Here is a 23,713-nt window from a genome sequence, read left to right on the forward strand (position 1 = left end):
GGCTGCGTCCGAAGACCCCGGCGATGAACAAAGAGACCGAAATCAAGCTTCGCGCCAGCCGCGAGACCCTGGCTGCCCTGCGCGACCACCCGCTGCTGAAGAAGCGCAACAAGTCCGGCTGGGAACGCCGCGAACTCTTCAACCAGTACTTCGACACGCCCGACCGCGACCTGGCCCGGGCCCGCGTGGCCCTGCGCCTGCGCCGCGACGGCGAACAGTTCATCCAGACCCTCAAGACCCGCGGCCAGAGCGTGGCAGGGCTGTCCGAGCGCAATGAGTGGGACTGGTACCTGGACAAGGCCAGGCTGGACCCGAAGAAACTCACCGACGACTGCTGGCCCGCCAGCCTCGCCGAGCTGGACAAGAAACAGCTCAAGCCCATCTTCACCACCGATTTCCACCGTGAACGTGCCGAGATCGCCTGGGGCCGCGGCAAGGCCAAGGTGGTGATCGAGGCCGCCCTGGACCAGGGCAAGGTGATCGCCGGCAAGCAGGAAGAAGACATCTGCGAGCTGGAACTGGAACTGCGCCAGGGCGAACCCGAAGCCCTGCTGGAGCTGGCCGCCGAGCTCGCCGCCGATCTGCCGCTGATGCCCTGCGACATCAGCAAGGCCGAACGCGGCTATCGCCTCTATGACGCCAACAGCTACCACCTCAGCCTGCCGGCGCCGGCCCTGTCGGCCGAACTGCCGCTGGACGACGCCTTCGCGGCGCTCGCCTGGCACCTGCTGGGCAGCAGCCAGCGCCTGGCCGAGCAATACCGCTTCAACAGCCACTGGAAACTGCTGGCGGACTGGCTGCAGCAACTCATCGACCTGCGCGCCCTGATCGGCAGCCTCGGCCAGGCCGCCCCGCGCGCCAGCAGCCACGACCTGCGCGAAGCCCTGGACGCCCTTCTGGGCGACTGGCGTCCGCGCGTGCGCGCCGGTGAGCAGGATGAAGCCGTGCGCCACGCCGCGCCGCAGCAGTTTGCCGAAGAACTCGCCGGCACCCGCTGGGGCCTGTTCTCCCTCAACACATCCCGCTGGCTGCTGACCCGCGCCTGGACCGTCGAGCGCAACGAGCGCGGCAACCGCCAGGGCAAGGCAGTGCTGGGCAACTGGCTGCCACGTCTCCTGGCCGAAGAAGGCGAAGCCCTCAAGCTGGATCGCTACAAGCGCCAGCCCGAGGACCTGTCCGAGCAGCTTCCGCGCATCGAGCGCCTGCTGGTCTGGCTGCGCCTGGCGCGCCAGGTGCTGGAGGTGCCGGAAGTCGACCGTGCCTACGGTGAACTGGCCAAGCTCGCCGAACTGGCCGCCCAGCCGCTGGACGCGGAAGTGCTGGCCGCGCGCAGCGAGCAGGCGCAGGCCCTGATCAGCCTGCGCAGCTGGAAGGCGCTGACCCGCTGAGGCCCTGGCGCCGAGGAACCCCACCATGTTCAGGCAAAGCTTCCGCTCCGTGATCACCACCTGGCTCACCGGCCTGCTGGCCCTGTTGCCACTGGTGCTGACCCTGGCCCTGCTGGCCTGGCTGGTAAGCCTGCTGAACCGGCTGGTGGGGCCCTCCACGGTGATCGGCCAGCTCCTCGGCGCCCTCGGCCAGCCCTTTGCGAGCAACCCGGCGCTGGCCTATCTGGTCGGCACCCTGGTGCTGCTGGGCAGCCTGTATCCCCTGGGCCTGGCCGTGCAGCTCGGCCTGCGCCGGCCGCTGGCCTGGCTGCTGGACATGACCCTGCGCCGTGCGCCGCTGATCGGCAGCCTGTACAGCCTGGCGGACCGCTTCGTCGCCCTGCTGGACCGCAGCCAGAACGCCGACATCGCTGCCATGAGCCCGGTCTGGTGCCTGTTCGGTGGCGACGGCGCCGCCGTGCTGGCCCTGCGCCCGAATCCGGAAACCTTCGAACTGGACGGCCGTCCCTACTGCGCCATTCTCGTCCCCACCGCCCCGATTCCGGTGGGCGGCGGGCTGATCTACGTGCCGGTGGAGTGGGTCCGCCCAGCGGAGATGGGCGTGGAAGGGCTGACCGGCATCTACCTGTCCATGGGCCTTACGCCGCCGCACCAGGCCGGGAAGCTGGCGAAGGAGCCAAAGCCTCCTGAAGCTCTCGTGTAGGGGCGAATTTGCAGGTGACTGCATTGCCCGTAGGAGCTGGCTTGCCAGCGAATGGCTCCTTTTCGCTAGCAAGCTAGCTCCTACAAGTTCGGCGATTGAAATCGCCCCTGCACCCTATTCGATATGCAAGCACGTGGTGGACTTGATCTCCGACAGCGCGACGATGGAGTTCACTTCCTGGATGCCAGGCACCAGCGACAGCTTCTCGAAGAAGAAGCGCTCGTAGGCTTCGATGTCCCTGGTAACGATGCGCAACATGAAATCCACCGCCCCCATCAGCACGTGGCACTCCAGCACCTCGGGGAAGCGGCGCATGGCCTCGGCGAATTCGGTGAGGTTGGAGCGGCCGTGGGCGTTGAGTTTCACCTGGGCGAAGATCTGCGCATTCAGGCCGACCTTGCGCCGGTCCAGCAGGGTCACCTGGCGGCGGATCACCCCTTCCTCCTTCAGACGCTGGATACGCCGCCAGCAGGGCGACTGGGACAGCCCCACCCGTTCGGCGATTTCGGCGGTGGAAAGGCTCGCGTCCTCCTGTAGCAGGTCGAGGATGCGCTTGTCGTAGCTATCCAGGGTGATGGGCATAAAAATTCCTGGTTCATATAAATTCCAGGAAAGTTTATCCAAAGGACCTGCGCATCAGCGTTATTCAGGCAGAAAAATCCGCCAAAAGGCTGGAAAACTATCGGCATCCCTACCGAGGAATCCGCCATGCTCAGCCTGCAGACCGCCACCGCCCCCCGCGAAGACCACTGGCACCCGCGCACCACCCAGCTCCAGGCCTGCGAGATGCAGTTTGCGATCATCGCCGAGGCGGAAGCGGACATCCTCGGTCGCCTGTTGGGCTTCTTCGCCCAGCTGCAACTAGTGCCGCACTGGCTGGAAGTGAACCGCCTCGGCGACAACCTGCTGGTGCAACTGCGCCAGCCGGGGCTGACGCCGCACCGGGCGGAAGTCATCGCGCAGAAGATGCGCTCGCTGGTCAGCGTGTTCTCGGTGGAGCTGGAGCACGCCGCCGTTCCTTGATCCAGGACTTAGTTGAAAGCCTGCGAATCGGGCATGCTTGCCGTCCCGCGAGAAGAGCGATTGACTACTCTTCCAGACTGAGCAGCGTGACCGAGGAGCATGCATGTCCGCCTTTGCCTCACCCGCCCAGGATCGTTGGCTGGACCTCAACGACCTGATGCGCGAACTGGTGGCCCAGGGCCGCCTGAGCCAGGACCAGGCCGAACATTGCCTGGCCATTCGCCGTAGCGCGGTGAACAACCAGCAGCATCCCCTGGAGTTTCTTGCCAGCCAGCAGGTGGACGACCTCAAGCGTCCCGGCAAGAAGCTGGACCTGGAAACCCTCAGCCGCTGGCTGGCCGAATTCGCCGGCCAGCCCTACCTGCGCATCGATCCGCTGAAGATCGACGTCGCCGCCATCACCCCGTTGATGTCCTTCGCCTTCGCCCAGCGCCACAAGATCCTCGCCGTGGCGGTCGACAGCGAATCGGTGACCATCGCCAGCGCCCAGCCCTTCGTGCAGAGCTGGGAGGGCAACCTCACCCATGTGCTCAAGCGCCCGATCAAGCGCGTGGTCGCCAACCCGGTCGACATCCAGAAGTTCACCCTCGAGTTCTACCGCCTGGCCAAGTCGGTCAGCGGCGCCAGCGCGGTGGACCAGAAGATCAGCGGCGTCGGCAACTTCGAGCAGCTGCTCAAGCTCGGCTCCAGCGAGCAGGAGCCGGACGCCAACGACGCGCACATCGTCAACATCGTCGACTGGCTGTTCCAGTACGCCTACCAGCAGCGCGCCAGCGACATCCACATCGAGCCGCGCCGCGAGCAGGGCACCGTGCGTTTCCGCATCGACGGCGTGCTGCACACCGTCTACCAGTTCCCGCCGCAGGTCACCATGGCAGTGGTCAGCCGCCTGAAGAGCCTCGGGCGGATGAACGTGGCGGAGAAGCGCAAGCCCCAGGATGGCCGGGTCAAGACCAAGACCCCGGACGGCGGTGAAGTGGAGCTGCGCCTGTCGACCCTGCCCACCGCCTTCGGCGAGAAGATGGTGATGCGGATCTTCGACCCCGAAGTACTGCTGAAGAGCTTCGACCAGCTCGGCTTCTCCCAGGACGACCTGCGCCGCTGGCTGAGCATGACCAACCAGCCCAACGGCATCATCCTGGTCACCGGCCCCACCGGCTCGGGCAAGACCACCACGCTCTACACCACGCTCAAGCAGCTGGCCACCAGCGAGGTGAACGTCTGCACCATCGAAGACCCCATCGAGATGATCGAAGGCGCCTTCAACCAGATGCAGGTGCAGCACAACATCGACCTGACCTTCGCCAGCGGCGTGCGCGCGCTGATGCGCCAGGACCCGGACATCATCATGGTCGGCGAGATCCGCGACCTGGAGACCGCCGAGATGGCGATCCAGGCCGCACTGACCGGCCACCTGGTGCTCTCCACCCTGCACACCAACGACGCCCCCAGCGCCATCACCCGCCTGCTGGAACTGGGCGTGCCCTACTACCTGCTGCGCGCCACCCTGCTCGGGGTCATGGCCCAGCGCCTGGTGCGCACCCTGTGCCCGCACTGCAAGGCGCCGATGGAGCTGCGCGAGGACGACTGGGCCAGCCTGACCAAGCCCTGGAGCGCGCCGCTGCCCACCGGCGCCCACCGCGCCGTCGGCTGCCTGGAATGCCGCGACACCGGCTACCGGGGCCGCGCCGGGGTGTACGAGATCATGCTGCTGTCCGACGGCATCAAGCCACTGATCACCGCCGATACCGACCTCCTCGCCCTGCGCCGCGCGGCCTTCAAGGAAGGCATGCGCAGCCTGCGCCTGTCCGGCGCGCAAAAGGTCGCCGCCGGTCTGACAACCATCGAAGAAGTGCTGCGGGTCACGCCACAAAGCGAGCAGAAATGAAATGCTTGGCGGCTGGAGCGGAGGGGCTCCAGTCACCGAGATACAGCCAGCAGAAGGAGCAGATCCCATGGAAATCGGCAGTGTCGTCATTCTCTTCGTCGCCCTGGCAATCGCCATCGTCTTCATGGGCTTCAAGGTCGTGCCGCAAGGCTTCGAGTGGACGGTGGAGCGCTTCGGCCGCTACACCAACACCCTCAAGCCGGGCCTGAACATCATTGTGCCGGTGATGGACCGCATCGGCCGCAAGCTCAGCGTGATGGAAAGCGTGCTGGACATCCCGCCGCAGGAAGCCATCAGCGCCGACAACGCCATCGTCACCATCGACGCCGTGTGCTTCTTCCAGGTGATCAACACCGCCCAGGCGGCCTACGAGGTCAACGACCTGGAGCACGCCATCCGCAACCTGGTGATGACCAACATCCGCACCGTGCTCGGTTCCATGGAACTGGACGCCATGCTCAGCCAGCGCGACGCGATCAACGAGCGCCTGCTGCGCACCGTGGACGAAGCCACTGCGCCCTGGGGCATCAAGGTCACCCGCATCGAGATCAAGGACATCACCCCGCCGGCCGACCTGGTGGAAGCCATGGCCAGCCAGATGAAGGCCGAGCGCCTCAAGCGCGCGCAGATCCTCGAAGCCGAAGGCCGCCGCCAGGCGGAAATCCTCACCGCCGAAGGCGAGAAACAAGCGCAGATCCTCAAGGCCGAAGGCCAGCGTCAGGCCGCCTTCCTCGAAGCCGAGGCCCGCGAACGTGGCGCCCAGGCCGAAGCCGAGGCGACCCGCATGGTGTCCGAGGCCATCGCCCAGGGCAACGTGCAGGCGGTGAACTACTTCGTCGCGCAGAAATACGTCGAGGCACTGGGCAGCCTGGCCAGCGCCAACAACAGCAAGGTGGTGCTGATGCCGCTGGAAGCCAGCCAGATCATCGGCGCCGTGGGCGGCATTGGCGAGATCGTCCGCGCCACCTTCGACGACAAGAAGGGCTGAAACGATGTGGAACTACCTCCAGCACCTGACTTACTGGGACTGGCTGGCCCTCGGCACCCTGCTGCTGATCCTCGAAGTCTTCGGCGCTGGCGGCTACCTGCTGTGGATAGGCGTGGCCGCCGCCTGCGTCGGGGTGCTCACCTTCGTCGTCCCGGAACTGCACTGGGCCATCCAGTTCCTGCTCTTCGGCGTGCTGTCGATCCTCACCGCCGTCTACTGGTGGCGCCGTCAGCGCAGCGCCGCGAAGGCCTCCGAGCAGCCTGGTCTGAACCAGCGCGGCCAGGAGTTCATCGGCCGCCAGTTCGCCCTGCATGAAGCCATCCGCGACGGCCGCGGCAAGATCCGCGCCGGCGATTCCCTCTGGCTGGTGTCCGGCCCGGACCTGCCTGCCGGCAGCCAGGTCCGGGTGATCGGCCAGGACGGCGTGCTGCTCCGGGTGGAGCCCGTCTGATCCCCGCCTGGCTCGCCATCGCCAGCTAGGCTTGCATAGCCGATCCTGGCGATTGCAAAGGGAGCATCGAAATGTCAGTCACCCAGCACCTGCGTCCGCTGCTCGTGGCGGGCGTCCTGCTGTTGCTTGCCGCCTGCGCGAACATGGACGCGCAGACCACCGAATACGTCGGCGTACCCCACGCGGCGCCCACCGATCCTGCCAGCGTCGAAGTGCTGCGCCGGGAGCCCCTGCGCCCCCACGACCGCCTCGGCGAAGTGGTGGTGGACGCCAGCACCGAGCCGCCACCGCCGGTCACCGACATCGAACAGAAGCTCCGCGAGGAAGCGGCGAAGATCGGCGGCAATGCCGTGGTGGTGGTCTACGACCGTATCCAGCCGGTGTCCGCCTACGTTAGCGGGCCGCTCTGGGCGCGGGACGTGGAAACCATCGAGGGTCGCAAACTCAAGGGCATCATCATCCGCTATCGCTGAGCGGGATCGACATGCAGCCTTGACGGCCTCCGGGGCATTCATCGAACCTGCACGCCCGTGAAGCACGCTTGCCTGTACAGCGGATGTCTGCATGTCGAAGCACCACAAGAATGCCCCGCCCAAGCCTGTCCGGCACCCGGTCTACCCGGTCCTGGCGGCTCTGCTGCTGTTGCTCGGACTGGGCGCCTGGCTGTACCTCAAGGGCGGCGGCAGTGCCCTGCCGGGCAAGGTTCCGCCCCAGGCCGGCAGCCAGATCGCGAGCATGGTGGACGAAGGCCAGTGCGCCGGCTGCCACGCCCGGCAGGCCGATGACTGGCGGGGCAGCCACCACCAGCTGGCGATGCAGGAAGCCACCGACGCCAGCGTGCTGGGCGACTTCAATGACGTCAGCTTCCAGGGCGAAGGCGAAACCACCCGCTTCTTCCGCAAGGACGGCGGCTTCTGGGTCAACACCCCCGGCGCCGACGGCAAGCCGGCCGACTTCCGTGTGGCCTACGCCTTCGGCGTCGCGCCGCTGCAGCAGTACCTGATCGAGGTCGGCGGCGGCCGCCTGCAGGCCCTGGGCGTGGCCTGGGATGTGGACAAGCGCACCTGGTTCCACCTCTACCCCGGACAGGGCGTGGACTTCCGCAATCCCCTGCACTGGAGCCGCCCGCAGCAGAACGCCAACTTCATGTGCGTGGAATGCCACAGCACCGGCTTCAGGCGTAACTACAATCCCGTCGCCGATCGCTTCTCCAGCCGCTGGCACAGCCTCGGCGTCGGCTGCCAGGCCTGCCACGGCCCGGCTTCCCGCCATCTCGACTGGGCCGCGAAGAAGCTCGACGCGAAGAACGCCGGCTTCGCCATCGACCTCAGCGGCACCAGCAGGATCCGGGCCGTGGAAACCTGTGCCCGCTGCCATTCCCGTCGCGCGCCGCTGGACGATGGTTACCACCAGGAAAACCGCCTGATGGACGACTACCTGCCCAGCGCGCTGACCCGTGAACTCTACGAGCTGGACGGCAAGATCAAGGAGGAGGTGTTCGAGTACGCATCCTTCGCCCAGAGCCGGATGTTCGCCAAGGGCCTGCGTTGCAGCACCTGCCACAATCCCCACAGCACGGCGCTCAAGGTGCCAGGCAACGGCCTCTGCCTGCAATGCCACAACCCGTCGGGCAAGACTGGCATCGCCGGGATCGACGGCCAGGGGCTGCAGGCGAAGGACTACGACAGCCCCGAGCATCACCATCACGCCCAGGGGCAAGCCGGCTCGCAATGCGTGGATTGCCACATGCCGGGCAAGTTCTTCATGGTCAACGACTATCGCCATGACCACGATTTCACCCTGCCCAACCCGGCCCGTGCCCTGCGCCTGGGCACCCCGGATGCCTGCCTCGGCTGCCACCGCGACCAGCCGGGGGACAGGGTCGCCGAACAGTTCCGCCTCTGGTACGGCGAAGACCAGTCCGGCACACCCCGCTACGACGAAAGCCTGTGGCTGATTCGCAATGGCCGTCCGGGCGCCTCGCGGGCGCTCTACCAGCAACTGGAAATCCGCGAGCTGCCGGCCATTCGCCGCGCCACCCTGCTGGCGGAGCTGCCGGCCTATCCCAGCGAACGGGCGCTCAAGGCCGCCGCACGGGACCTGACGCACCCCGCACCGCAAGTGCGCCTGGCGGCGATCCGGGCGGTCGCGGCCCTGGTGCCGCCGGAGCAGCGCCGCAACCTGCTGGCGCCGCTGCTCACCGACCCGGTGCGTGGCGTGCGCATCACCGCCGCCCATGAGCTGCTGGGCCTGCGCGCCACCGGGCTGGGCAATTACGAGAGCGCCTGGAACAAGGCCATCGCCGAATACGAAGCAGTGCAACTCGACCTGCAGGAGCGCGCCGAGGCCAACTTCAACCTGGCGCTGCTCTATCAGGCCAACGGGCGCGGCAACGCCGTGGAGTCGCGCCTGCGCACGGCGCTGCAACGGGACCCGGAATTCCTCCCGGCCCTGGTCGCCCTGGTGCAATGGCTGGACGGCAACTTCCGCTGGGAGGAAGGCCGCGCCCTGCTCGAGCGAGGCCTCAGGGAGCATCCGCAGTCCGCCCTGCTGCAGCACGCCAATGGCCTGATGCTGGTGCGCAAGGGCGATCTGCCGGCAGCACTCGCGGCCTTTGCCGAAGCCGTCCGCCTGGAGCCGCAGAACAGCCAGTACGACTACGCCTACGCCGTGGCCCTGCACGACAGCGGCCAACTGGAGATGGCCTGCCATCGCCTGGAAGAGTTGCTGGAACGCGACCCCGCCAACCGCGAAGCGCGCCTGGCGCTGATCAACTACTGGCGCGAGGCCGGGCAGATCCAGAAGGTCCAGGCGTTGCTGGCGGAACTGGAGCAGCAGAACCCGGACGACCCGGCGCTGAGACGGGAGTAGGCCGGACCGGCGCGATGACCGGTGGGCAGCGCGGTTGAACTACGGCGCGGGCGGCTGAATCTGATGTTTCAGGCCCACCCGAGAACGGAGTAACAGCCGATGCGTACCCGCCTCTATGCAGCCACCCTGGCCCTGATCGCCGTACCCTTCGGTTCGGCCATGGCAGACAGCGATTTCTGGCGCGACGTCATTTCCTCCGGCGCCACCACCGCTTCCACCTACCTCACCTTCAAGGACGACAAGCTGATAGTCGCGGCCCGCGACGATGCCAGCAGCTTCGTCGCCAGCGACGGGGAAATCCGCGGGCCTTACCTGGAAGCCGCACTGCAGCGCATTCGCAGCGAACACCCCGACCTCAAGGCCAGCGACGCCGAACTGGCCGGTGCCATCCTGGCAAGCGAAGAGTGAAATTTCGCGAATGAATTCGCGCCCACAGGACTGAACCTTGTGGGAGCGAACTCATTCGCGAGCAGAGCTCGCTCCTACGGATCTACTCCCGATAATCCTCCACCGGCACACAGGCGCAGAACAGGTTGCGGTCGCCGTAGACGTTGTCCACCCGGTTCACCGTCGGCCAGTACTTGTGCGCTCGGGTGTGCCCGCTCGGGGTGACGGCTTCCTCGATGCTGTAGGGGCGCTCCCAGTGGCCGATGACATCGGCCAGCGTGTGGGGCGCGCGCTTGAGCGGGTTGTCTTCGGCCGGCCAGTCCCCCGCCTGCACCTTGGCGATCTCCGCACGAATGCTCAGCATCGCCTCGATGAAGCGATCCAGCTCGTGTTTGTTTTCGCTTTCCGTGGGCTCGACCATCAGCGTGCCCGGCACCGGGAAGCTCATGGTCGGCGCATGGAAGCCATAGTCCATCAGGCGCTTGGCCACATCCTCCTCGGTGATCCCGGTTTCCGCCTTGAGCGGCCGCAGGTCGAGGATGCACTCATGGGCCACCCGACCGTTGCGCCCGCTGTAGAGCACCGGGTAGGCATCGCCGAGCTTCCGGGCCAGGTAGTTCGCGTTGAGGATCGCCACTTCGGTGGCATCGGCCAGCTCCGGCCCCATCATGGCGATGTACATCCAGCTGATCGGCAGGATGCTCGCGCTGCCCCAGGGCGCCGCGCTGACCGCGCCGTTCTCCGGATTCGGTCCCTTCAGCTCGATCACCGGGTGGTTGGCGACGAAGGGCGCCAGGTGCGCGCGCACGCCGATCGGCCCCATGCCCGGCCCGCCGCCGCCGTGGGGAATGCAGAAGGTCTTGTGCAGGTTCATGTGCGAGACGTCGGCGCCGATATCCGCCGGGCGCGCCAGGCCCACCTGGGCGTTGAGGTTGGCGCCATCCATGTACACCTGCCCGCCGTGGCTGTGGATAACCTCGCAGATCTCGCGGATGCCCTCTTCGTACACACCGTGGGTCGAGGGATAGGTGGCCATCAGGCAGGAGAGCTGGCTGCCGGCCTCCTCGGCCTTGCGCTTGAGGTCTTCGAGATCGACGTTGCCGGCCTGGTCGCAGTCGACGATCACCACCCGCATGCTCGCCATCTGCGCCGAGGCCGGGTTGGTGCCGTGGGCCGAGGCGGGAATCAGGCAGATGTTGCGATGCCCCTCGCCGCGGCTCTCGTGGTAGCGGCGGATGGCGAGCAGCCCGGTGTACTCGCCCTGGGCGCCGGAGTTGGGCTGCATGCAGATGGCGTCGAATCCGGTGATGGCGCATAGCCAGGATTCCAGCTCGTCGATCATCAGCCGGTAGCCGAGGGCCTGCGAACGGGGCGCGAAGGGATGCAGGCTGGCGAACTCCGGCCAGGTGATGGGGATCATCTCGCTGGTGGCGTTGAGCTTCATGGTGCAGGAGCCCAGCGGGATCATCGCCTGGTTCAGCGCCAGGTCCTTGTTCTCCAGCTGCTTGAGGTAACGCAGCATCTCGGTCTCGCTGTGGTGGCTATTGAACACCGGATGCTCGAGATAACCGCTGCTGCGCGCGAGCTCCGCGGGTATCCCCGGAACCAGTAGCGCCTGGTCCAGCTCCTCGACGGACAGGCCATGGTCGGCGCCGAGGAAGATGCTGAACAGCTGATTCACGGTTTCCGCCGTGCAGGTTTCGTCGAGGCTGACCCCCAGCTTGCCGCGGCCGAGGATGCGCAGGTTGACGCGCGCGGCCTTGGCCGACTCGATGATCGCCGTCTGACTGCCGCCGACATCCAGGGTCAGGGTATCGAAGTAGTACTGGTTGTCGCGCTGGACACCCCGGCGCGCCAGGCCTTCGGCGAGGATCGCGGTAAGCCGGTGGACCCGCTGGGCGATGCGTTTCAGCCCCTCGGGGCCGTGGTAGACGGCGTAGAAGCTGGCGATATTGGCCAGCAGCACCTGGGCCGTGCAGATGTTGGAGTTGGCCTTCTCGCGGCGGATGTGCTGCTCGCGGGTCTGCAGGGCCATGCGCAGGGCGACGTTGCCGCGGGCGTCCTTGGAGACGCCGATGATCCGCCCGGGCATGGCGCGCTTGAACTCGTCACGGGTGGCGAAGAACGCGGCGTGGGGGCCGCCGTAGCCCATGGGCACGCCGAAGCGCTGGGCCGAACCGAACACCACGTCCGCCCCCAGTTCGCCGGGCGGCGTGAGCAGCAGCAGGCTGAGCAGGTCGGCGCCGACGCAGGCGATCGCCTGCTGCCCATGCAGGTGCCCGATCAGCGGGCGCAGGTCGCGGATCTCGCCGTGGGTATCCGGGTACTGCAGCAGCGCGCCGAATACCTGGTGCTGCGCCAGGTTATCCACATGGTCCACCACCAGGTCGAATCCGAAGGCCTCGGCCCGGGTCTGCACCACGGAGATGGTCTGCGGGTGGCAGTCCTCGTCGACGAAGAACAGGTTGCTCTTCGACTTCGCCACGCGCTTGGCCAGCGCCATGGCTTCGGCGGCGGCGGTGGCTTCATCCAGCAGGGACGCGCTGGCGAGATCGAGGCCGGTGAGGTCGATGGTCAGTTGCTGGAAGTTCAGCAGCGCCTCCAGACGGCCCTGGGCGATCTCCGGCTGGTAGGGGGTGTAGGCGGTGTACCAGCCGGGGTTTTCCAGCACGTTGCGCAGGATCACCGTGGGGGTGATGGTGCCGTAGTAGCCCATGCCGATCAGGCTGGTCCACAGCTGGTTCTGCTCGGCGTAGCCGCGCAACCTGGCCAGGGCCTGCTGCTCGTCCAGCGCCGGCGGCAGATCGAGGGGCCGATTAAGAAGGATTGCCGGCGGTACAGTCTGCACGATCAGCTCATCGAGGCTGTCGAGGCCCATGGCCTCGAGCATGGCCCGCTGCTCTGTCTCGTCCGGTCCCAGGTGGCGGCGGAGGAAGGCATCGGGCTGTTGGAGCTGGGACAGCGAGGGCATCTGGGACATGGGCAGAACCTCGTTTGGCCTCTTCAAAAAGCAAAAAGCCTCGACTAGCGAGGCTTTTTGAAGGATAGCGGGAGAATCAGCTATCGGCGTCGGCGGCTGCCTTGTAGGCGGCGGCATCGAGCAGTTTGTCCAGATCAGCGGCATCGTTCGGCTTGAGCTTGAAGAACCAGGAGCCGTACGGATCGCTGTTGACGCTCTCGGGGGCGTCGCTGAGGCCTTCGTTCACGGCGATCACTTCACCACCGATCGGCGCGTAGATGTCGGAAGCGGCCTTCACCGATTCCACCACGCCGGCTTCCTGACCGGCAGCCAGGGCCTTGCCGACTTCCGGCAGCTCGACGAAGACCACATCGCCCAGGGCTTCCTGGGCATGGTCGGTGATGCCCACGGTAACGGTGCCATCGGCTTCCAGACGGGCCCACTCGTGGCTGGGGGCGTAACGCAGTTCAGCGGGGATGTTGCTCATGTCGAATTCCTCAGAGACTGTGGCGGATGGCCCGCCTGCAAATTTAGATCAAGGCCTTGCCATTGCGCACGAAGTTCGGCCGGACAATGCGCACCGGGAACCACTTGCCGCGGATTTCCACTTCGGCGCGCTCGCCGGCGGCCATCGGCAGTCGCGCCATGGCGATGGATTTGTTCAGGGTCGGGGAGAAGCTGCCACTGGTGATCTCGCCCTCGCCCACGCCTTCCACCCGTACCACCTGGTGGGCGCGCAGCACGCCGCGCTCTTCCAGCACCAGGCCGACCAGCTTGCTGGCCACGCCAGCGGCGCGTTCTGCTTCGAGGGCCTGACGGCCGATGAAGTCACGGGTTTCGGGTTCCCAGGCAACGGTCCAGGCCATGTTCGACACCAGCGGAGAGACTTCTTCGCTCATGTCCTGGCCGTAGAGGTTCATGCCGGCTTCCAGGCGCAGGGTGTCGCGGGCGCCGAGGCCGATGGGGGCGATGCCGGCGCCCACCAGTTCGTTGAAGAAGCCGGCGGCCTGATCGGCGGGGAGCATGATTTCCAGGCCGTCTTCGCCGGTGTAACCGGTACGGGCGACGAACCAGTCGCCTTCGGGCAGGCCCTGGAAGGGCTTCAGTTCGTGGATCAGCGCCGCGCGCTCGGTGCTCACCAGCTCGGCCACCTTGGTACGGGCGCTGGGGCCCTGGATGGCCAGCACGGCCAGGTCGGCGCGTTCGTCGATCCGCACGTCGAAGCCCTGGCTGCTGGCCTGCATCCAGGCCAGGTCCTTGTCGCGGGTGGCGGCATTGACCACCAGGCGATAGCCGCAGCCGGTGAGGTAGACGATCAGGTCGTCGATCACCCCGCCCCGCTCATTGAGCATGGCGCTGTAGAGCGCCTTGCCGGGGGTTTGCAGACGCTCGACGTCGTTGGCCAGCAGGTACTGGAGCCAGGTCTTGGCCTGGGCACCGGAAACGTCCACCACGGTCATGTGGGAGACGTCGAAGACGCCGCAATCGCGACGCACCTGGTGGTGCTCCTCCACCTGGGAACCGTAGTGCAGCGGCATGTCCCAGCCGCCGAAATCGACCATCTTGGCTCCCAGAGCCAGGTGCTGGTCATGCAATGGAGTGCGCTGTCCCATGGGTTTCTCCTTCCGGGCTTGGCGAGGATGCGACGGGCCTTGGGCGCGGAATCATCCGCTGCCACAGCAGGGGGGGGCCGCAACGAATGGCGCGCATTGTAGCGGCAAGGCCGGGTACTGGACACTCCTGCTTGCGGGCGGCAAGAAGTGTGGTCGCGTATTGGCAAACTGCCATCCCGCCCTCACGGCTCCGGCCTCGCCGCCCCTTATCCCGCCACGTTCAGTGGCCGATTCGTCGTGCCGAACGGCGGATCAGGCCGACCACCGGCAACAAGCCGACCAGCACCAGGGTCAGGGCGGGCAATGAGGCGCGGGCCCATTCCCCTTCGCTGGTCATCTCGAAGATGCGCACGGCCAGGGTGTCCCAGCCGAAGGGACGCATCAGCAGGGTGGCGGGCATCTCTTTCAGGACATCGACGAACACCAGCAACGCGGCACTCAGGGTGCCCGGCAGGAGCAGCGGCAGGTAGACGCGGAAGAACAGCTCAGGGCCGCCGACGCCAAGGCTGCGGGAAGCCTCGGGCAGCGACGGGCGGATGCGTGCCAGGCCGTTCTCCAGCGGGCCATAGGCCACCGCCATGAAGCGCACCAGGTAGGCCAGCAGCAGCGCACCGAGGCTGCCCAGCAGCAGCGGCTTGCCGGCACCGCCGAGCCAGCCGGACAGCGGGATCACCAGGTGTTTATCGAGGTAGCTGAAGGCGAGCATGAGGGATACCGCCAGCACCGAGCCCGGCAGCGCGTAGCCGAGGTTGGCCAGGCCGACTGCGGCGCGCACCGGCCGGGCCGGCGCCAGACGGTGGGCGAAGGCCAGCAGCAGCGCGACACAGACGGTGAGCAACGCAGCCATGCCGCCGAGGTAGAGGGTGTGCAGGATCAACCCGGCATAACGCTCGTCGAGGTCGAAACGGCCGCGCTGCCAGAACCACACCAGCAACTGCAGCATGGGAATGACGAAAGCGCAGGCGAACACCAGGGAGCACCAGGCGGTCGCCGCCAGGGCCTTGAATCCGTGCAGGTGGTAGAGCGCCTTGCCCCGTGGCCGCTCGCTGGCCGGGCGGCTGGCGCCACGGGCACGGCGCTCGCCATAGAGCACCAGGCACACGCCGAGCAGCAGCAGGCTGGCCAGCTGGGCGGCGCTGGAGAGGCTGAAGAAGCCGTACCAGGTCTTGTAGATGGCGGTGGTGAAGGTGTCGAAGTTGAACACCGCCACGGCGCCGAAGTCCGCCAGGGTTTCCATGACGGCCAGGGCGAGGCCGGCGCCGATGGCCGGTCGCGCCATGGGCAGGGCGACCCGCCAGAATGCCTGCCAGGGCGATTGCCCAAGCACCCGGGCAGCTTCCATCAACCCCTTGCCCTGGGCAAGGAAGGCCGCACGGGCCAGCAGGTAGACGTACGGATAGAAAACCAGCACCAGCACCGTGATCACCCCGCCCGTCGAGCGCACCCGTGGCAGCCGCAGGCCGCTGCCGAACCACTCGCGGAGCAGGGTCTGCACCGGACCGGAGAAGTCGAACAGGCCGATGAAGACGAAGGCCAGGACATAGGCCGGAACGGCGAAGGGCAGCATCAGGGCCCAGTCCAGCCAGCGCCGGCCGGGAAATTCGCAGAGGCTGATGAGCCAGGCCAGGCTGACGCCGATCACCGTCACGCCCACTGACACACCGATGACCAGCACCAGGGTATTGCCCAGCAGGCGCGGCATCTGCGTATCCCAGAGGTGGGACCAGATTTCCCCATCCACTTCGCCCCAGGACAGCAGCAGGACGCTCAGGGGCAGCAGAACCAGGAAGGCGACGGCAAAGCTGATGGGGTACCAGCGGCGCTGGGCGGGATGGGCCACGCAAACCTCTCGGGGATGGAAACAGGACGCCCCGGGCTGGCCGGGGCGTCGAGTATAGCGGCAGAGCGGCGGATCAGTTCCAGCCGACGCGGTCCATCATCTTGATGGCCTCGGCCTGGCGCTCGCCAGCCACTTCCACCGGGATGGTGTCGGCCTTGAAACTGCCCCAGGCGGCGACTTCATCCGACGGCTTGACCTTCGGATTGGCCGGGAACTCCTGGTTGATGTCAGCGAACAGGCTCTGTGCCTCATCGGTGGTCATCCACTCCACCAAGGCCTTGGCGGCCTCGGGGTGCGGCGCGTACTTGGTCAGGCCGATGCCCGACAGGTTGACGTGCACACCGCGGTCGGCCTGGTTCGGCCAGAAGATCTTCACCCGCAGATCCGGGTTTTCCTTGTGCAGGCGGCCGTAGTAGTAGGTGTTGACGATACCCACGTCGCACTGGCCGGCATCCACCGCCTGGATCACGGCGTTGTCGTCGGCGAACACGTCGGTGGCCAGGTTGTTCACCCAGCCCTTGAGGATTTCCTCGGTCTTGGCCGCACCATGGGTTTCGATCAGGGTGGCGGTCAGTGACTGGTTGTAGACCTTCTTCGCCGTGCGCAGGCAGAGGCGACCTTCCCAGTTCTTGTCGGCCAGCGCCTCGTAGGTGGACAGCTCTTGCGGCTTCACCCGCTCGGTGGAATAGACGATGGTCCGCGCGCGCAGCGACAGGCCGGTCCAGGCGTGGGTGCTGGAGCGGTACTGGGGCGGGATGTTGCCGTCGATCACCGGCGAGGTGAAGGGCTGCAGGATGCCCATCTGCTCGGCCTGCCAGAGGTTGCCGGCGTCGACGGTAAGCAGCAGGTCGGCTACGCCGTTCTCCCCTTCGGCCTTGATCCGCTGCATCAGCGGCGCTTCCTTGTCGGTGATGAACTTGATCTGCACACCGGTCTTGGCGGTGTAGGCATCGAATACCGGCTTGATCAGTTCGTCGATCCGCGAGGAGTAGACCACCACTTCATCGGCCGCCTGGGCCGAAACAGCGGCGGCGGACAGCGCCAGGAGCGCGAAAAGGGACTTGCGTACTCGCATTGCAGGAGCCTCATGTGATGACCACAAATCCTGAATGATAGTCAGCCTCAGTTGTAAACAGGAAGTCTTTTTGATGTCTTCTTGTTTCCCAACCCGCCCACCAGTTTCCGCCAACAGGCTTGACAACCAGGGCAATGTCACTGGTTGGGCCCGGTGCATTGCCAAGCCGCGAAAATACAGGTCGCGCACCCTGCTGAGAGTTGAGAAGGGACGACGTTGGAGGCGCGGAAAAACCATCACCCGCGCCATGTCGGTCAGGCTTTTGCCAGATCCGGCAGATCCCCGGACAGCCCCAGCGCCTGGCGCACGAACAGCGCCTTGGCCTCGGGCAGGCCGTCGACCCATTTGAGGCCGCTGTTGCGCAGCCAGCGAAGGGGCATCGGATCGGCCTGGAACAGCCGTTCGAAGCCTTCCATCGCCGCCATCATCGCCAGGTTGTGGGGCATGCGCCGGCGCTCGAAGCGGCCAAGCACGCGCTCGTCGGCCAGGCGCTCGCCACGGGTATTGGCATGCAGGAGGACTTCGGCCAGCACCGCCGCATCAAGGAAGCCGAGGTTGACCCCCTGCCCGGCCAGCGGATGGATGGTGTGGGCGGCATCGCCGATCAGCGCCAGGCCTTCTTCCACATAGCGTTTGGCGTGGCGCTGGCGCAGCGGGATGCACAGGCGCGGATCGGCGCCAAGCACCTCGCCCAGGCGCCATTCGAACGCCCTGCCGAGTTCCTTGCAGAAAGCGGCATCGTCCAGGGCCATCAGGCGCTCGGCCTCGGTCGGGGTCGCCGACCAGACGATGGAGCACCAGTGCTCGCCCTCCCGCTCCAGGGGCAGGAAGGCCAGCGGGCCATCGTCGGTGAAACGCTGCCAGGCGGTGCGCTGGTGCGGTTCTGCACAACGCACGCTGGTGACGATGGCGTGGTGCAGGTAATCCCACTCGCGAGTGGCGCAACCGGCCAGGCGGCGCACTGCGGAGTTGGCGCCGTCGGCGGCGATCACCAGGGGCGCACGCAGTTCACGGCCATCCACCAGGGTCAGCAGCCAGTCGTCGCCGGAGCGGCGCAGGCGTTCCAGGCGCGCGCCGGGCATCAGGCCGATGCCGCTGTCGTGCAGGGGCTCCATCAGCGCGTCCTGGACCACGCGGTTCTCGACGATGTGGCCCAGCACCTCGGCATGCACGCTGGAGGCGGAGAAGTGGATCTGTCCGGTACCGGAGCCGTCCCAGACACGCATTTCGGAATAGGGGCTGCTGCGCCGCGCGAGCACGCCCGGCCAGGCACCCAGGCGCAGGAGGATGCGCTGGCTGGCGGCGGACAGGGCGCTGACCCGGGGCTCGAAAGGCGCGGCCGGGTCGAATGGTTTGACGCTGAGCGGGCTGCCGTCGATCAGCAGGATCTCCAGGCCGCTGTCTTTCAGCGCCAGGGCCAGGGCACTGCCCACCATGCCGGCGCCAACGATGATCAGATCCGCGCGCAATTCCATATCAGGCCTTGAGGCTCCCTGTGTGTCCGTTCGAGGCACGCCCGGTCAGTCCGGGCGAGTGCCCAGGCCCATGGCCTGGCGGGCGAACCAGCGTTTGGCCGGCGGCAGCAAGTCAAGGCCGAGCAGGCCCAGGTTGCGTCCGGCGGCCAGCAGCGGCTCGGCGTTGGAGAAGAGGCGGGTCACCTGGTCGGAGAAGCCCACCGTGAGGTTCTGGTCCAGGCGCTGGCGCCGCAGGTAGCCCTGCAGGGTGGCGAAGTCGCCCGGCAGCCGGTCGCTGCCCAGAAGCGCCTCGGCCAGGGCCTGGGCGTCGCGCAGCGACAGGTTGTAGCCCTGGCCGGCGATGGGGTGCAGGCTGTGGGCGGCGTTGCCCAGTATCACCAGGTTGGAACGCACCTGCTCTTCGGCTTCCACCAGCTCCAGCGGATAGAGGTGGCGCGCACCGACCTGCTGGAACGCCCCCAGGCGGTAGCCGAAGGTTTCCTGCAGTTCGTCGAGGAAGTGCCGCTCGTCCAGCCGCGCCAGACGCTCGGCTTCGCCCCCCGGGCGGCTCCAGATCAGCGCACAGCGGTTCTCCGGCAGCGGCAGCAAGGCCATCGGGCCGTCATCGGTGAAGCGTTCGAAGGCCTGGCCACGGTGGGCTTCCAGCGGGCTGACGTTGGCGATCAGCGCAGTCTGCTGGTAGGGGGTGCGGCGCACGCCGATGCCCAGTTGCTCGCGCAGGTTGGAGCGGCCGCCGTCGGCCAGCACGGCGAGGTCGCAGTCGAGCTGGGTCTCGTCATTCAGGGTCAGGCGGTAGCCGCCTTCCAGGGCCTGCATGCCGACCACTTCGGCCGGGCAGTGCCAGGTCACCACGTCCTCGTCCAGGGCCTGCCAGAGGCACTGGCCGAGCCAGGCGTTCTCCACCACGTAGCCCAATGCCGGCACCCCTTCTTCCAGGGCCGCGAGGCGGGCGGCGCCGAAGCGTCCGCGATCGGAGACGTGGATCTGCAGGATGGGCTCGGCGCGCCGCGCGATGGTCTGCCAGAGGCCGTGGCGCTCGTAGATCTGCCGGCTGCCGAAGGACAGCGCGGAGGAACGGGCATCGTAGCTGGGCTGGAAGCTGTTGCCGGGGGCGAAGGGCTCGATTAGGACGATCTTCCAGCCCCGCGCCCGGGCGCCTTCCTGCAGCGCCAGGGCAAGGCTGGCACCGACCAGTCCGCCGCCGATGATCGCGACTTGGCTGTGGTGCATGTCAGGCGGCCTGGCTGCGCGCAGCGGCCATCAGCGCCTCGATTTCATCTACGGTCTTGGGCACGCCACCGGTGAGGATTTCGCAGCCGGTCCTGGTCACCACCACATCGTCCTCGATGCGCACGCCGATGCCGCGCCACTTCTTCGCCACGTCCTGGTTGTCGGCGCCGATGTAGATGCCAGGCTCGACGGTCATTGCCATGCCGGGCTCCAGCACGCGCCACTCGCCGCCGACCTTGTATTCACCGACATCGTGCACGTCCATGCCCAACCAGTGGCCGGCACGGTGCATATAGAAGGACTTGTAGGCTTCGCTGGCGATCAGCTCGTCGACGTCGCCCTTGAGCAGGCCAAGCTCCACCAGCCCGGCGGTGATGACCCGCACGGTGGCCTCATGGGCTTCGTTCCAGTGCTTGCCGGGGGCGATTTCGCGGAAGGCGGCTTCCTGGGATTTCAGCACCAGCTCGTAGATGGCCTTCTGCTCGGGGCTGAAGCGGCCGCTGACCGGGAAGGTACGGGTGATGTCGCTGGCATAGCAGTCGAGCTCGCAGGCGGCGTCGATCAGCACCAGGTCGCCGTCCTTCAGGGGCGCGTCGTTCTCACGGTAATGCAGGATGCAGGCGTTCTTGCCGGCGGCGACGATGGAGCCGTAGGCCGGCATCTTCGCGCCGCCCTTGCGGAATTCATATTCCAGCTCGGCTTCCAGGTGGTATTCGTAGAGGCCGGCGCGAGCGGCCTGCATGGCGCGCACATGGGCCCGGGCGGACACCTCGGCGGCCTCGCGCATGACCTTCACTTCCGCCGCCGACTTGTACAGGCGCATGTCGTGCAGCAGATGGTCGAGCGCGACGAATTCCTTCGGCGGCTGGGCGCCCTGGCGGGCCTTGGAGCGGATGGTGTTGACCCACTCCATCAGGTGCTGGTCGAACTCGGTGTTGGTGCCGATGGAGTAATAGACGCGGCTGCGCCCTTCGATCAGGCCGGGCAGGATGTCGTCGATGTCCCCGATGGGGAATGCGTCGTCGGCGCCGAAGTCGCGAATGGCGCCTTCCTGGCCGGCGCGCAGGCCGTCCCAGAGCTCACGCTCCGGATCGCGCTCGCGGCAGAACAGCACGTACTCGCCATGCTCGCGGCCAGGAATCAGCACCAGCACCGCTTCCGGCTCGGGGAAGCCGCTGAGGTACTGGAAGTCGCTGTCCTGGCGATAGACGTGCTCGACGTCGCGATTGCGGATATGCACGGGCGCGGCGGGCAGGATGGCAATGCTGTTGGCTTCCATCTGCGCCATCAGCGCCTTGCGGCGACGGGCGTATTCGGCCTTGGGGATACGGGTCATGCGCGCTCCTTCAGGGCGGGCAGGTGCCCGCCACAAGGGTCAATGCAACGAGGGTTTGGCCGCTGGCGCGGCGGGCTTGGCGCACTCGGCGAAGAGCAGCAGGGGCGCGACGCGCAGGTACTCCATCACTTCCATATAGTCGCTCTCGCCATCATCGGAGTCTTCCAGGGCGCTCTGCACCTGGGCGATCGAGGCGAGGTCCTGGAGCACTTCCACGGCCTCGCCGGACAGCGCGCCCTCGCGGGCGGTCAGGCCGAATCCGCCGAGGAAGCCCTGGCACCACTGGCCGAGGGCGGCGGCGCGTTCGGCCAGCGGCGCGTCATCGCTGGGCAGCAGCAGGACCACGGCCATCTCGGTGCCGGTGAGTTCGCTCTTGACCATTTCCTGCAGGCCGATCAGGGCCTGGCGCAGGTTGTCCTGGGGGGCGCTGCCGAGCAGTTCCTCGGCGTCGGCCAGCCAGGGCTCGGGCTCGAAACCGGCACCGGCGCAGCTGCGGCCGAGCAGCATGCCATGCAGTTCGGCGGGAGAAACCGGCTGGCCGGAGGTGGCCAGAAGCGCGGCGAAAGCGTTGTAGGGAGAATTCGAACTGGACATAAGGATGGCTAGGCGCCAGAAGGCGCAATCACTAGAATGACGGCCTCGTATCCTAGCAGCCTGGCGCCCTGAAGGCAGCACTGGCCGCCCGGCCGCGACGCCCTATCGGCGTACCTGCGACAATTCGCGCCGGCCGTTATGGGTTTGACCCGTCCCCGCGTCGATCCTATATAGTCCCGGTCACTCCCCACCAAGTAGACAGCCCATGGAAGACGCCGAACTGCATGCACTGACAGCCAAGCTGGAACTGCTGATCCAGCGTGTCGAGCAGCTCAAGGCCCAGAACCGGCTCCTGCTTGCCGGCGAGAAGGCCTGGCGTGAAGAACGCGCTCATCTGATCGAAAAGAACGAAATGGCCCGGCTCAAGGTCGAAGCGATGATTTCGCGCCTGAAAGCCCTGGAGCAGGATTCATGACCCAGTCCAACACCGTCACCGTCCAAATCCTCGATAAGGAATATTGCATCGCCTGTCCCGCGGACGAGCGCGCCAACCTGGAAAGCGCCGCCCGTTATCTGGACGGGAAGATGCGCGAGATTCGTTCCAGCGGGAAAGTCATCGGCGCCGACCGCATCGCCGTGATGGCTGCGCTGAACATCACCCACGACCTGTTGCACAAGCAGCAGCGCCTGGACGAGGAAGCCACCTCCACCCGCGAGCGGGTGCGCGACCTGCTGGAGCGTGTCGACCACGCCCTGGCCGCAGACCCGGACGCACAGCAGGCCTGAGCACCGTCCGGCGCGGCTGCGTGACGCTCATTGACGTTTTTTGACGCGGCCGGACCGACACACAGCAGTTTCCTGAATGGTTCTTGGGGTATACTCGCCGCCAGCTCCCTGGTGTGTTGGCCAGTCGGTGATGTCCCTGAGCCGATAAATGCAACCACGGGGGTTGCAAGTTGAGGCCGGTGTGCATGTCCGCCTGACGGAAAGCCTTAACGCCTCCTGCAGCCTCCACCTTGAACTTTCGGGTTCAAGGGCTAACCCGACAGCGGCACGACCGGGGAGTCTAATTTCTTCATGATCTGCGCCGGATCCCACTCCCGCCAGAGCCTGCGCCGCCTGCTCCGCCAGGCCCGTCGCGCACTCACTCCCCTCCAGCAAAAACAGGCCGCCAAGGCCCTGTACCGCCAGCTCGCGCAGGATCCGCTGTTCCGCCGCGCGCGGCATGTCGCCCTCTACCTGCCCACCAACGGCGAGATCGACCCGCGCCCGCTGCTGCGCGAAGCCCAGCGCCGGGGCAAACGCGTCTACCTGCCGGTGCTCAACGCCTGGCCACAGGAAAAGATGGTGTTCCAGCGCCTGCTGCCGGAGGAACGGCTGCAGAAGAACCGCTTCCGTATCCTCGAGCCGCGCGCCAACCGGGCGCAGCAGCGCAAGGTCTGGGCACTGGACCTGGTCATGATGCCCCTGGTGGGCTTCGATGAATTTGGTGGACGACTGGGAATGGGCGGCGGCTTCTACGACCGCAGCCTGGCCTACCTGGCGCGGCGGCGGCAATGGCGCAAACCGACCCTGCTGGGCCTGGCGCATGAATGCCAGAAAGTGGACAGGCTGGAACTGGCCAGCTGGGACGTGGCCCTGCAGGCGACTGTAACGGACAAAGGCTGGTACTGAGCGGGCTGACGGCGGCACCGCGATCCTTGCGGTGCCGGTCGGGTCTGGATCAGGGCTGTTGGGTCAGATTGGCGGGCGCGCTGCTCTGGCGTTCCCACAGACTCTGCGTGTAACCGGTGGTAACCACACCCAGGCCGAAAATGATGACCAATACCCAGAGGATGTCTGGCTTGCGTTTCATCGATTGCCTCCCCCTTGCAGGCAAACTTTGCGCGATGACCGGTGGCGGATTGTTGTTCTGGTTTGACCGTACGGCGGCAGCAGCTTAAAGCGCGGCA

Annotated in this window: 23 protein-coding genes and 1 other RNA gene; 13 read left to right on the plus strand and 11 right to left on the minus strand. The window is 66.7% G+C overall.

The window, feature by feature from the left end:
* Positions 1-23 precede the first annotated feature (23 nt).
* Both ACFW0B_RS04870 and ACFW0B_RS04875 read left to right on the plus strand, forming a co-directional pair.
* The gene (locus ACFW0B_RS04870) at positions 24-1,388 is read left to right on the plus strand and encodes a CYTH domain-containing protein (RefSeq protein ID WP_449146829.1); all 1,365 of its coding nucleotides are present in this window, start codon (positions 24-26) and stop codon (positions 1,386-1,388) included.
* Positions 1,389-1,413: 25 nt separating this feature from the next.
* Positions 1,414-2,091, plus strand: a complete 678-nt coding sequence (locus ACFW0B_RS04875) for a DUF502 domain-containing protein (protein ID WP_449146830.1) — start codon at positions 1,414-1,416, stop codon at positions 2,089-2,091.
* 114 nt (positions 2,092-2,205) lie between these two features.
* On the opposite strand, the gene ACFW0B_RS04880 is transcribed toward ACFW0B_RS04875, so the two are convergent.
* The gene (locus ACFW0B_RS04880; protein WP_449146831.1) at positions 2,206-2,673 is read right to left on the minus strand and encodes an Lrp/AsnC family transcriptional regulator; all 468 of its coding nucleotides are present in this window, start codon (positions 2,671-2,673) and stop codon (positions 2,206-2,208) included.
* Positions 2,674-2,799: 126 nt separating this feature from the next.
* Here ACFW0B_RS04880 and ACFW0B_RS04885 point away from each other — a divergent pair, with 126 nt between their 5' ends.
* The 7 genes from ACFW0B_RS04885 (at position 2,800) to ACFW0B_RS04915 (ending at position 9,720) form a co-directional block, all read left to right on the plus strand.
* Positions 2,800-3,114 (plus strand): hypothetical protein, encoded by a 315-nt coding sequence (locus ACFW0B_RS04885; protein WP_449146832.1) that lies wholly within the window; start codon positions 2,800-2,802, stop codon positions 3,112-3,114.
* A gap of 103 nt (positions 3,115-3,217) precedes the next feature.
* A complete protein-coding gene (locus tag ACFW0B_RS04890) occupies positions 3,218-5,002 on the plus strand; it encodes a GspE/PulE family protein (protein WP_449146833.1) in 1,785 nt (594 codons plus the stop codon).
* A gap of 67 nt (positions 5,003-5,069) precedes the next feature.
* Positions 5,070-5,990: an SPFH domain-containing protein gene (locus tag ACFW0B_RS04895; protein WP_449146834.1), complete on the plus strand. Its 921-nt coding sequence runs from the start codon at positions 5,070-5,072 to the stop codon at positions 5,988-5,990.
* Positions 5,991-5,994: 4 nt separating this feature from the next.
* Entirely contained in the window at positions 5,995-6,441 is a 447-nt protein-coding gene (locus ACFW0B_RS04900) for an NfeD family protein (protein ID WP_449146835.1), read from the plus strand.
* A 71-nt stretch (positions 6,442-6,512) separates the two neighbouring features.
* On the plus strand, positions 6,513-6,914 hold the full coding sequence (locus ACFW0B_RS04905; protein ID WP_449146836.1) for a hypothetical protein: 402 nt from the start codon (positions 6,513-6,515) through the stop codon (positions 6,912-6,914).
* Between the two features lie 91 nt (positions 6,915-7,005).
* Entirely contained in the window at positions 7,006-9,312 is a 2,307-nt protein-coding gene (locus ACFW0B_RS04910) for a tetratricopeptide repeat protein (protein ID WP_449146837.1), read from the plus strand.
* A 99-nt stretch (positions 9,313-9,411) separates the two neighbouring features.
* On the plus strand, positions 9,412-9,720 hold the full coding sequence (locus ACFW0B_RS04915; RefSeq protein WP_449146838.1) for a DUF2388 domain-containing protein: 309 nt from the start codon (positions 9,412-9,414) through the stop codon (positions 9,718-9,720).
* An 82-nt stretch (positions 9,721-9,802) separates the two neighbouring features.
* On the opposite strand, the gene gcvP is transcribed toward ACFW0B_RS04915, so the two are convergent.
* The 9 genes from gcvP to ACFW0B_RS04960 form a co-directional block, all read right to left on the minus strand.
* Positions 9,803-12,679: an aminomethyl-transferring glycine dehydrogenase gene (gene gcvP, locus ACFW0B_RS04920; RefSeq protein WP_449146839.1), complete on the minus strand. Its 2,877-nt coding sequence runs from the start codon at positions 12,677-12,679 to the stop codon at positions 9,803-9,805.
* Positions 12,680-12,755: 76 nt separating this feature from the next.
* The gene (gene gcvH, locus ACFW0B_RS04925; RefSeq protein ID WP_449146840.1) at positions 12,756-13,145 is read right to left on the minus strand and encodes a glycine cleavage system protein GcvH; all 390 of its coding nucleotides are present in this window, start codon (positions 13,143-13,145) and stop codon (positions 12,756-12,758) included.
* Between the two features lie 43 nt (positions 13,146-13,188).
* Complete coding sequence (gene gcvT, locus ACFW0B_RS04930; RefSeq protein ID WP_449146841.1) at positions 13,189-14,271, minus strand: glycine cleavage system aminomethyltransferase GcvT; 1,083 nt, start codon at positions 14,269-14,271, stop codon at positions 13,189-13,191.
* Between the two features lie 220 nt (positions 14,272-14,491).
* Positions 14,492-16,111: an ABC transporter permease gene (locus ACFW0B_RS04935; protein ID WP_449146842.1), complete on the minus strand. Its 1,620-nt coding sequence runs from the start codon at positions 16,109-16,111 to the stop codon at positions 14,492-14,494.
* Positions 16,112-16,184: 73 nt separating this feature from the next.
* Positions 16,185-17,186, minus strand: coding sequence for an extracellular solute-binding protein (locus ACFW0B_RS04940; protein ID WP_449146843.1), 1,002 nt, complete (start codon positions 17,184-17,186; stop codon positions 16,185-16,187).
* A gap of 254 nt (positions 17,187-17,440) precedes the next feature.
* Positions 17,441-18,661 (minus strand): 2-octaprenyl-3-methyl-6-methoxy-1,4-benzoquinol hydroxylase, encoded by a 1,221-nt coding sequence (locus tag ACFW0B_RS04945; RefSeq protein ID WP_459251685.1) that lies wholly within the window; start codon positions 18,659-18,661, stop codon positions 17,441-17,443.
* Positions 18,662-18,706: 45 nt separating this feature from the next.
* Positions 18,707-19,891 (minus strand): 2-octaprenyl-6-methoxyphenyl hydroxylase, encoded by a 1,185-nt coding sequence (ubiH, locus tag ACFW0B_RS04950; RefSeq protein ID WP_449146844.1) that lies wholly within the window; start codon positions 19,889-19,891, stop codon positions 18,707-18,709.
* A gap of 1 nt (position 19,892) precedes the next feature.
* On the minus strand, positions 19,893-21,227 hold the full coding sequence (pepP, locus tag ACFW0B_RS04955; RefSeq protein WP_449146845.1) for a Xaa-Pro aminopeptidase: 1,335 nt from the start codon (positions 21,225-21,227) through the stop codon (positions 19,893-19,895).
* A gap of 39 nt (positions 21,228-21,266) precedes the next feature.
* The gene (locus ACFW0B_RS04960) at positions 21,267-21,821 is read right to left on the minus strand and encodes a YecA/YgfB family protein (RefSeq protein WP_449146846.1); all 555 of its coding nucleotides are present in this window, start codon (positions 21,819-21,821) and stop codon (positions 21,267-21,269) included.
* Positions 21,822-22,026: 205 nt separating this feature from the next.
* Between ACFW0B_RS04960 and ACFW0B_RS04965 the strand changes: the two genes are divergently transcribed.
* The 4 genes from ACFW0B_RS04965 (at position 22,027) to ACFW0B_RS04980 (ending at position 23,435) form a co-directional block, all read left to right on the plus strand.
* On the plus strand, positions 22,027-22,236 hold the full coding sequence (locus tag ACFW0B_RS04965; RefSeq protein WP_449146847.1) for a TIGR02449 family protein: 210 nt from the start codon (positions 22,027-22,029) through the stop codon (positions 22,234-22,236).
* Positions 22,233-22,547 (plus strand): cell division protein ZapA, encoded by a 315-nt coding sequence (locus ACFW0B_RS04970; protein ID WP_449146848.1) that lies wholly within the window; start codon positions 22,233-22,235, stop codon positions 22,545-22,547. The genes ACFW0B_RS04965 and ACFW0B_RS04970 overlap by 4 nt, the downstream gene beginning before the upstream one ends.
* Before the next feature lie 102 nt (positions 22,548-22,649).
* Positions 22,650-22,829: non-coding RNA, 6S RNA (ssrS, locus tag ACFW0B_RS04975), on the plus strand.
* 9 nt (positions 22,830-22,838) lie between these two features.
* Positions 22,839-23,435, plus strand: coding sequence for a 5-formyltetrahydrofolate cyclo-ligase (locus ACFW0B_RS04980; protein WP_449146849.1), 597 nt, complete (start codon positions 22,839-22,841; stop codon positions 23,433-23,435).
* Positions 23,436-23,484: 49 nt separating this feature from the next.
* Here the strand turns inward: ACFW0B_RS04980 and ACFW0B_RS04985 are convergent, their stop codons facing one another.
* The gene (locus ACFW0B_RS04985) at positions 23,485-23,616 is read right to left on the minus strand and encodes a hypothetical protein (RefSeq protein WP_003457513.1); all 132 of its coding nucleotides are present in this window, start codon (positions 23,614-23,616) and stop codon (positions 23,485-23,487) included.
* Between the last annotated feature and the right edge of the window lie 97 nt (positions 23,617-23,713).

This window comes from Metapseudomonas phytobenefica (assembly GCF_043392685.1).
Taxonomy (GTDB): Bacteria; Pseudomonadota; Gammaproteobacteria; order Pseudomonadales; family Pseudomonadaceae; genus Metapseudomonas.

Coding starts and splice junctions, on each gene's coding strand:
- ACFW0B_RS04960 (WP_449146846.1), bottom strand. CDS start 21,821: ATGTCCAGTTCGAATTCTCCCTACAACGCTTTCGCCGCGCTTCTGGCC.
- ACFW0B_RS04900 (WP_449146835.1), top strand. CDS start 5,995: ATGTGGAACTACCTCCAGCACCTGACTTACTGGGACTGGCTGGCCCTC.
- ACFW0B_RS04980 (WP_449146849.1), top strand. CDS start 22,839: ATGATCTGCGCCGGATCCCACTCCCGCCAGAGCCTGCGCCGCCTGCTC.
- gcvP (WP_449146839.1), bottom strand. CDS start 12,679: ATGTCCCAGATGCCCTCGCTGTCCCAGCTCCAACAGCCCGATGCCTTC.
- ACFW0B_RS04870 (WP_449146829.1), top strand. CDS start 24: ATGAACAAAGAGACCGAAATCAAGCTTCGCGCCAGCCGCGAGACCCTG.
- ubiH (WP_449146844.1), bottom strand. CDS start 19,891: ATGCACCACAGCCAAGTCGCGATCATCGGCGGCGGACTGGTCGGTGCC.
- ACFW0B_RS04895 (WP_449146834.1), top strand. CDS start 5,070: ATGGAAATCGGCAGTGTCGTCATTCTCTTCGTCGCCCTGGCAATCGCC.
- gcvT (WP_449146841.1), bottom strand. CDS start 14,271: ATGGGACAGCGCACTCCATTGCATGACCAGCACCTGGCTCTGGGAGCC.
- ACFW0B_RS04880 (WP_449146831.1), bottom strand. CDS start 2,673: ATGCCCATCACCCTGGATAGCTACGACAAGCGCATCCTCGACCTGCTA.
- ACFW0B_RS04915 (WP_449146838.1), top strand. CDS start 9,412: ATGCGTACCCGCCTCTATGCAGCCACCCTGGCCCTGATCGCCGTACCC.
- ACFW0B_RS04875 (WP_449146830.1), top strand. CDS start 1,414: ATGTTCAGGCAAAGCTTCCGCTCCGTGATCACCACCTGGCTCACCGGC.
- ACFW0B_RS04970 (WP_449146848.1), top strand. CDS start 22,233: ATGACCCAGTCCAACACCGTCACCGTCCAAATCCTCGATAAGGAATAT.
- ACFW0B_RS04985 (WP_003457513.1), bottom strand. CDS start 23,616: ATGAAACGCAAGCCAGACATCCTCTGGGTATTGGTCATCATTTTCGGC.
- ACFW0B_RS04885 (WP_449146832.1), top strand. CDS start 2,800: ATGCTCAGCCTGCAGACCGCCACCGCCCCCCGCGAAGACCACTGGCAC.
- ACFW0B_RS04940 (WP_449146843.1), bottom strand. CDS start 17,186: ATGCGAGTACGCAAGTCCCTTTTCGCGCTCCTGGCGCTGTCCGCCGCC.
- pepP (WP_449146845.1), bottom strand. CDS start 21,227: ATGACCCGTATCCCCAAGGCCGAATACGCCCGTCGCCGCAAGGCGCTG.
- ACFW0B_RS04905 (WP_449146836.1), top strand. CDS start 6,513: ATGTCAGTCACCCAGCACCTGCGTCCGCTGCTCGTGGCGGGCGTCCTG.
- ACFW0B_RS04945 (WP_459251685.1), bottom strand. CDS start 18,661: ATGGAATTGCGCGCGGATCTGATCATCGTTGGCGCCGGCATGGTGGGC.
- ACFW0B_RS04965 (WP_449146847.1), top strand. CDS start 22,027: ATGGAAGACGCCGAACTGCATGCACTGACAGCCAAGCTGGAACTGCTG.
- ACFW0B_RS04910 (WP_449146837.1), top strand. CDS start 7,006: ATGTCGAAGCACCACAAGAATGCCCCGCCCAAGCCTGTCCGGCACCCG.
- gcvH (WP_449146840.1), bottom strand. CDS start 13,145: ATGAGCAACATCCCCGCTGAACTGCGTTACGCCCCCAGCCACGAGTGG.
- ACFW0B_RS04890 (WP_449146833.1), top strand. CDS start 3,218: ATGTCCGCCTTTGCCTCACCCGCCCAGGATCGTTGGCTGGACCTCAAC.